Origin of the sequence: uncultured Succiniclasticum sp., from assembly GCF_902793885.1 — a bacterium.
In the GTDB taxonomy this organism is placed as follows: Bacteria; Bacillota; Negativicutes; order Acidaminococcales; family Acidaminococcaceae; genus Succiniclasticum.
On sequence record NZ_CADBFF010000047.1, the window covers coordinates 1 to 6,149 of the forward strand.

Annotated in this window: 3 protein-coding genes; all 3 read left to right on the forward strand. The window is 48.7% G+C overall.

The genetic code is table 11. From position 1 onward, the window contains the following. Positions 1–571: 571 nt before the first annotated feature. The 3 genes from QZV31_RS12740 (at position 572) to QZV31_RS12750 (ending at position 6,011) form a co-directional block, all read left to right on the forward strand. The gene (locus QZV31_RS12740) at positions 572–1,588 is read left to right on the forward strand and encodes a gamma-glutamyl-gamma-aminobutyrate hydrolase family protein (RefSeq protein WP_295361348.1); all 1,017 of its coding nucleotides are present in this window, start codon (positions 572–574) and stop codon (positions 1,586–1,588) included. A 202-nt stretch (positions 1,589–1,790) separates the two neighbouring features. Continuing rightward, on the forward strand, positions 1,791–1,970 hold the full coding sequence (locus QZV31_RS12745; protein WP_093730287.1) for a DUF3972 domain-containing protein: 180 nt from the start codon (positions 1,791–1,793) through the stop codon (positions 1,968–1,970). A gap of 405 nt (positions 1,971–2,375) precedes the next feature. Beyond that, complete coding sequence (locus tag QZV31_RS12750; protein ID WP_295361353.1) at positions 2,376–6,011, forward strand: autotransporter outer membrane beta-barrel domain-containing protein; 3,636 nt, start codon at positions 2,376–2,378, stop codon at positions 6,009–6,011. The last annotated feature ends 138 nt before the right edge of the window (positions 6,012–6,149 follow it).

A 6,149-nucleotide genomic window follows, 5' to 3' on the forward strand; every position in this document is an offset into this window, starting at 1 on the left:
AACATGTTGCGGGCGGAGCCTACAATCCAGATTGTAATAATAATAATGTTCAAAAGTGCTATAAAGACTAGCGATGAAAAGTCAAGCAGATTTTTAGAAGAATCCAGGGAACGCAAAATGTCATCAGTGAGAGTATGACAAACCCCAATTTGTGCGTATAGTTCATGCTGCAGGCAAAGACTTCGCAAACCCGCCAGCGATTGCTATTCCATGGATTTATTCGCCTGTGGCTTTGGAACTCGGGACTCTGTCCCTCAAACAGCCTCGCCACAACGGCGAATTTCATCTCATGGAATGACGCAATCGCTGCCGATGGTTTGCTTATGTCTTTTCCTGCTTGCATAATCCTGAACCGGAAAATTGCAGTTTTGCTCAGTAAATGATTCGACAGCCGTGGACTTCAGCATCTACGGCTGTTTTTTGTATGGGAAATTGCAGTTTTGCTCAGTAAAGATGAGTATGATATAATTAAAAAAATTCAGACTGTGTCAATTTTGCTGAACCTGTAATCAAATTTTCAGAAAGGTAAAGTGTGATATTAACTTCTGAATACATCACATAAGATATAATTATGAAATCAGAAACAAGAAATAGTAGTCTGCCGGGACGGATAGCAATTATTGTTTTGTTCCTTATTTTTTGGATGGGTTATTCTGCCATCGTTTCAGAAGCATCAGGGAAGCCTGTATCAGTAGGCATTGCCTGGTCCAACGTGCCGGACAGCTACTCATATACAAGTACAATCATAGCAGTAAAAGAAGCTGGCGCGACACCTGTTATTCTCGATATGGTGAAGTCCTATGATCTGAATTATGACAAAAAAGGCAACCTCATAGATTCTAAGGATGAACACGGCATTCTGACATCGAGGGCTGCAAAGCTTGTAAAATGCAATCAATGGCAGAATTCAAACGCCGCTGCGGTAATGAAAGGAATTGACTGCATCATCTTCCCGGGCGGATGGGACATCAGCCCGACTTTGTATTATAACGAGCAACCCTGGCATGGTATTGAAGTAGACAGCGATTACAGCGCGGAACGGGATGTTTCAGACTATCTTCTTTTCTCTTACTGTCTGGAAAAAAATATACCGACACTTGCTATCTGCAGGGGCATGCAGATGCTGTCCATCGTATCCGGTGCTGAAATCGTTCAGGATATTCCCCGATGGTTTGCGAAAGTGGGAGTGGAATACACCTACCAACACAGAGACAGGAGAAAAAAGGGGTTCCGTGCTCATGGGATAGATATTCTGAACCAGGATTCTCTGCTCTTTGGCATAGTAGGCAGGGGGCGCATAGAAGGATGCCCTTCATGGCATCACCAGGCTGTCCGAAGCGTAGATGCAACGAGGCTTGTTGTAACAGCAGTTACTGATACTAACGGAATTAAGGTAATTGAAGGAATTGAAAGGCCTGATAAGAAGTTTGTATTGGGTATTCAGTTCCATCCTGAAGTTGCCATACGAAAAATTCTTGATAACGAACAGGACGCAGACCAGTACATGGACTATGTAACAGTGATGAAACTGTTCCGGGCACTCTTCGATGCCGGAGCGGAAACGCTTAACCATCGCAGATTACATTAGTGTTCATCAACAGCTGTTGTCGAATAAAATGCTGTAGAAAACGAATTGACAAATCCCGGTTTTGCTCAGCAAAGATGAGTATGATATAATTAAATAAATGATTTCCAACAGTGTCATTTTTAATGAAGCTGTCTTGTATATATAATAAAAGCATTTAAATATTAACAGTTAAGGGAGGATTACATTGGGAGGCCAACATGACATGACAAAAGATAAACAAATTGAAGAGAATTTTAGCGATATTCTTTCTATGTTAAAGAAAAAAGTACAGCAAAAAGATGAAGAAATCATGAGATTACGGGAAGAAAATACAAAACTAAAAGAAAAACTGACAGAAATCGATCCGGATTTTGTGTTAGAAGAAACGTTTAAACGAAGATAAAAGAAGGCAATGTACAAGGAGAATGGCTCTTTTGCAAAGGTTGGAACAGAAATTAATATTACACGTTTCTTGTGTTTCTTTGTAATGCTATGGTGAAGGCGGATATGTCGGAAACATACAACTTGTTTCACTGCGTGTTTTGATATAATAAGAGTGTATAAGCAAAGAAATAGGAAGAGTGAGAAATGGATAACCGTAGTGTTTCAAAAGGGATTAAATATCAGTTAACATTTATATATCATTCGACAGCCGTGGATTTAATTTCTGCGGTTGTTTTGTTATAATGAATAATAAATGAGGACTGTCGGGACAAATCGCGGTTTGTGTCAACGTTCATTATCATTTCACTACAATCTTCATAAAATTAAAACAGGTTGACGGTTCGCTTTGTTGAGGGGAATCATCATGAAAAAAAACCTGCTCCAAAAAAATAGGAAGAAAACCATACTGACGGCCCTTGCCCTGGGGCTTTGTTTGCTTACGCCCTGGCATAGGGCGGAGGCCGTCACTTCGTATACGACGCCCAACGGATTGTTCCGTCTGGATTATTACGGTGCGGGGGAAAAAGTTACGGGTAAGTGGTACGATGAAATAATGCTTGAGGAGGACAGGGTTTACCTGACCTCTCAGGGCGAGCTTCCGGACTGGCAGAAGGAGCGCCTCCATTTTGCTGCAGACTACTGGGAAGGCGTGCTGAAGCATACGAAGACCGCAAAGCAGCCGGCCGTCCTGGCTGTCACGGTCAATCACGATTACTATAACGCGGCAGCCCAGCCCAGTTATTCCGATGTGGAGAGAAACGGACAGACCGTCAGTGTTGCCACGCCAAACGCCGTCCTCAATGACGGAAAAACCCTGCGGTCGGAGGACGGTCCGGCGGGCTTTGTTGTTATCGGCACGCCTCTGTTTCCACCGGATGGCGAACAGGACCGTTATGATATGCCGCTGCCCCAGGTCAGTTATATGGCCCTGACGCCTACAGTAATCCATGAAATCTGCCATGCGCTGGGAATTGGGGCACATGAACTGCCCCTGACGCGTTTTTCCGAAAAACCGAATCTGTATGAATCCCATCTGTATGACTGGCGGGGTGTGCAGGCGAAGCCGGGCATGGAGATCCGAACCGTAAACCGCGGGGAGGCGACGGAACCGTATTTTGATCTGCCGAGGTACGTTGATGATTGGCCTGATGCGGCTGTTCCCTATTTTTCCGGCAGCCATGTGCGCGACGTGCTGGAAGGGTCGGAACTGCGCGCGTATAATTATTATGGATATAAGCTGGAGCAGAAGGTTCCGGGGCTGCCCGTTCACGGAAACGAAGGATATGGAGACGAAGACGTTGTCAACCTTAGCCATATCGAATTGCGCAACGGTTGGATGAGCCACCAGATGTGGCGTAATTATGTGGGCTTTATGGAAGCGGAGCTGGCGGTACTGCAGGATCTGGGCTATTCCATCGACCGGCGGGATTTCTTCGGGCGTTCCGTGTACAGCGACAGCCGGACCATCGTGAACGATGCGCCGTACTATGCCCGCAATGCGGACGGTACGGCCTATATTGCCGGCGCTTACAATGAAAATCCCTACGGTATGGGCCTGCACATTTACGGCAGTGGGAACACGGTGATTCAGAACGCGCCCTTGATGACAAAAGGCATGGCCGCCGTCGGCATACGGATTGACGGCTGCGGTAATGATGTCACCGTCAGCAGGGGCGTGAACGTACAGGCCGACGGCCCGAACGGCAACGGTATTCTGGCAGCCTTTGGCAAGGACCACCGGATCACGCTGGCGAAGGGAAGTAAGGTGACGGCTGACGGCGAGGGCGGCATCGGCGCTGCTTTTGACTTTGGCCAGAATTCGCTGGGAAATGAGTTTGGCTCGCGTGCATCCTACGCGGCGCGCTATTTTTCGCAATATGTATATGGATTTGAGGACATGCTGGATCCGGATTTGCTGGAGACGGACGGCCCATTGGTGGACGATTTTACGGTGCGGGGCGAACTGAGCGGGAAAAAAGCCGCCATTGCCATCAGCGACAACGCCTTTGTGAAAAACATCCACATCGGCACGGGGGCCAAACTGTCCGGCGACATCGTATCGCGATGGGTCTACGACGACGACAAGATCACGACGGTCATCAACGGGGAGACACTACCCGATCCTGCCATGAAACGTCAGTATGAAGGGGATGAGGAACTGACCACGCGCCTTTCCTTTGAAGGAACGGGACTAAGTTACAACGGCAACATCACCGGCGCGGACAATATGCGCCTGAACGTGAGCGGCAGTTTAGTTTACAGTGGTACGGCGAAGGTGCTGTCCGCTACGGTGGAAAAAGGCGGCAGCCTTTTCGGCGGCACGTATGACCTGATTCCCGACGGGGCCGTGCGCAATGCGTCGTCCGCGGGTTATTCGTTGCCTTATAAACTAAACGGAAACTCGAAAGAATTGCAGAACGTGGGGCTGTTCACCAACCACGGGACCATCGGTGCAACAGATAAGAATTCCTCCCTGCGTATTAACGGAGACCTGCTCTCAGACGGCACGCTTCTGGCCTGGGCCGGAGGCAGCGCCGGGCATATCGCCGTCAGCGGCAGGGCGAAGATCGACGGTTCCGATGTGCAGGTTGCCAATTGGAGCGAGGTGCTGCCGGATGAAACAGTCACGGTGCTGACGGCATCCTCCATCGATGGCAACACAAAGACGCCGGTAGGAACCCGTTACGCGGTGTCCGGTATGATGAGCGCGGAAAATAAAATTGAAAATAATGTGCTGTCGGTTGTCACCAGAACAGAAAACAATTTGGGCGAAATGGACGAGACCCAAAGCGAGACTTTCGGCGCTATGACGGCGATGTACAGCAATTTAAAAAATAACAATGATGCCCGCGTGAATGAAATGCGGACGCTGTTTCATCTGCCGTCTTCAGAAGCCAAAGAAGCGTTACGCGCGATTTCTTCCAACGCAGCGGCAAAAAACATGGCGGCTGTGCAGCGCAGCAACGTGACGCAGCATCTTTTGTCCGCGCGGCTGAACGAAGCGTTCACAACAAAACCGGTGAAGGTGAAGATCCCGGTGCAGCATTTGATGGATGTGAATGAAAGTAAAGCGGTGAGCACGGAAAGAGAAATTGCGTTAAAACAAAATGCTGTGGAGCAAAATATAATTAGCAAAAATGCGACGGCGCAAGCTGCGGATAAAATGGACGATGGTGTGGATGTTTCCTTAAACGTATTGGAACCGGCCGCCAACGAAATCTGGTTGAAGTTTGGTAAAAACTGGGGCGATGTGCAGGGCAATACGGATTACCACAGCACAGCCACATTGTTAGGCTGGGACAAGCAGGTAGCGTCTGACTGGCGGGCCGGTGTGTTTGCCGGTTACGGGCAGACGAGCTTTACGGACAACAATTCCAGCAATAAACTGAAAGATGTCCGCTTCGGCCTGTACGCAGGTTTCAACAACGCAAAGAGCGAAGGCATGGTGTACCTTGATTACGGATGGATGCGTAACAAATTGTGCAGAGGCGTAATGGGCATGACCGCCGGCGCGGATTACCACAGCCGTATTTTGGAATTAGGCGGCGAGTATTTATACGACCTGCAGGCCGGGCAAAACAAAGCCTGGCACGTGCGTCCCTATGTGAACGCGCAGCTGTCCCGCTTATGGCAGAACGGCTACCGTGAAGACGGGGCCGGCGTGTTCAATCAGGTAGTGCAAAGCAAACACAACGATTACTTCGGCATGGGCGCCGGCGTGGAGTTTAAACGCTATCTGGCAGGAGGCAATTACGCGATTCGTGCCGGTGTGAAGCACGCTTTCGCGGGAGCGGAACCCAGACTGCGTTACAGTTACATGGGCGATGCGGCCAACTCGTATGATATGCGCAATGTGCAGGACAAAACGCACTTTGTTCTTTCCATCGGCGGCGAGGTGGAAGTGGCCAAAGGCTGGAGCATCGGTGGCGACGCAATCTGGCAGCGCGGCCGTCACGATAAAGATTTGTCTTGCAGCGTAACCGTAAGGAGAATGTGGTAAATTGCAGTTTTACACAGTAAATGATTCAACAGCCGTGGATTTTGAACCGCTCCCCGTCAAGAGGACAATGAAATAAAATAAAGTTTTGAGACGCTGACGATTTCGTGTTGTCAGCGTTTTTCTTATGCAGCAAGATAT